Annotated in this window: 2 protein-coding genes; one reads left to right on the top strand and one right to left on the bottom strand. The window is 55.3% G+C overall.

Features of this window, described 5'->3' with window-relative positions; genetic code table 11:
• Positions 1–1,665, top strand: a 1,665-nt coding sequence (locus tag QCH34_RS11210; protein WP_300334174.1) for a proton-conducting transporter membrane subunit, incomplete at its 5' end; no start/stop codon positions are given.
• Between the two features lie 28 nt (positions 1,666–1,693).
• Here the strand turns inward: QCH34_RS11210 and QCH34_RS11205 are convergent.
• On the bottom strand, positions 1,694–2,201 hold a 508-nt coding region (locus QCH34_RS11205; RefSeq protein WP_300334171.1), incomplete at its 5' end, for an SPASM domain-containing protein.

Below are 2,201 nucleotides of genomic sequence, written 5' to 3'. Positions count from 1 at the left end.
GGCTCCCCCGATCTGGTGGTGGCGTTCATCCCCGGTATCGAGACGATCCTCCTGACGACCGATCCCATGCGGCAGCTTGCCGGGATCATCTTTGCAACAGCCGGGTTCCTGGTTATTATCTATGCAGCATACCGCGATCTTCCCCGGATAGAAACGATCGGCATCCTCGCATCAGTTGCCGCGGCACTTGGAATCGTCTATGCAGGCGATCTGATCACAGTCTTTGTCTTCTGGGAGCTTTTGGCGCTTGCCTCCTTATCGATCATCTGGTCTTCAAAGGATCCAGAATCATCTGGTGCCGGGTACCGGTACCTCCTCTTCCATATCTTCGGCGGCGCCTGTCTCCTCGGGGGCATCGTCTATACTATTGCGACAACAGGAACCGCGGCAATCGGGGCGGCAGGGGAAGGCATGGGCTTCCTGCTGCTCTTCATCGGGATCGGGGTGAATGCCGCATTCATTCCCCTCCATACCTGGGTTCCGGATGCGTATCCGAGGGCATCAGTCGTCGGATCGGTTGCCCTCTGCATATTCACGACTAAAGCGGCAGTATTCCTCCTTGCAGCGATTGGCGGGTGGGGCGTTGCCATTGCATATATGGGCGGTGCGATGGCACTCTATGGCGCCGTCTATGCCCTCATGCAGGATGATATCCGGCGCCTCCTCTCGTACTCGATCATCAGCCAGTGCGGCTATATGGTTGCGGCAATCGGGGTGGGAACAGTTGCCGGGATCGATGCCGGACTCGCACATCTCGTCAATGATATCCTCTTCAAGTCGCTCCTCTTCATGGCAGCAGGGGCTGTGATCCTGAGGACGGGATCTTCCCACCTTTTTGAACTTGGGGGTCTTGCACGGACGATGCCGAAAACAACAGTCTGTGCGGTGATCGGGGGTCTTGCCCTTGCCGGTATGCCGGGTCTGAACGGTGCTGTCAGTAAAGGGATGGTGATCGAAGCAGCCGGAGCAGTCCCATATCTTGCTCCCCTTCTCATCATCTCGGCTGTGATCACTGTCATCTATGTCGTCCGTCTCCTCTACCTCGGCTTCTTCAGGCCGGTCTCCGGGACGAAGGAAGGGCGGCTTCCTGAGGATGCCCCCTCCCTGATGATGATTGCAATGGCTGCAACCGCCCTTCTCTGTATTGTCATCGGTCTCAATCCGACTGTCCTGACCGGTCTCCTGCCGGGGATGACCGCAGCCCATCCGTTTGCAACCTCACATCTCCTGGAATCGGCCATGATCTTTATTGGTGCCGGAGTTCTCCTGCTGATTATCCGGCCCCTTCGAAAGCCCTGGCATGGATTTGAAAGAGATATTGACTCACTCTATATCCGGGCAGGGAGACTGGTTGCATGGATTGCCAAAAACCCGCTTGTTCATGGGGCTGATCTGATTGGTGCTTGCCTTCAGCGCTTCGTTTCTGCTCTCAGAACCATCGCTTCCAACCCCCCGGTTGCCTGCCAGATCGCATTCCGGAGCATTGCACTGCCTTTTGTCCGGGCATTCTCCGATCCATCAAAAACAAGGGCATATGAAGATCGGCTTTCCCATATGAGGAATCAATACCCGGACGAACAGATCTCGATCTGGGGTGGCGGGTATGGTATCATCTTCATCAGTATCATCGCGTTTCTGTATTTCCTCTTTGATCTGATAAAATAAGGGAGGAGAGGAAACCTTTTTTTTTCCGTTATTTTGAGACGATCTTCTGCACAAGCGCCATGACACCCGGTTTTGCCCGCTGCCTCCGCCGTGCACTCACAGGGGGTGTCTCAAACATCTCCCGGTTCATCCGAAGATTGATCTCTTCAAAGATCCGCTTATATGCGGTGCAGTGGGGATCAACCCCTTCAATCCGCCCCTCGGTTGGTGCAATCGCATTGTATGGGCATCCCCCCCGGCAGTACCGGATGTGTGAGCAGTCACCGCATGCGGAATCGACATAGGCTTTGTACTCCTGCATCAGCTTCCATGCCTTTGACTCTGCGAGCTCCTCAAGTGACGGGCAGTCAGCAACATTCCCCATCACATACTCCGGCATCCCGACAAACCGGTAGCATGGATAAATCCCCCCGTCCGGGCCGATTGCGAAGGTGTTTGCCATGCAGTCGACATAGGTGCAGACCGTTCCGTGCCTCGTGAAGACGCATTTGACGAGATCGTTGATATTCATCACTTCAGAGCGGTCGATGTTCTCA

The organism is Methanocalculus sp. (genome assembly GCF_029762515.1).
Taxonomy (GTDB): domain Archaea; phylum Halobacteriota; class Methanomicrobia; order Methanomicrobiales; family Methanocorpusculaceae; genus Methanocalculus.
Note: the sequence above shows the minus strand (reverse complement) of the source record. Positions and strands in the feature narration are given on the sequence as shown.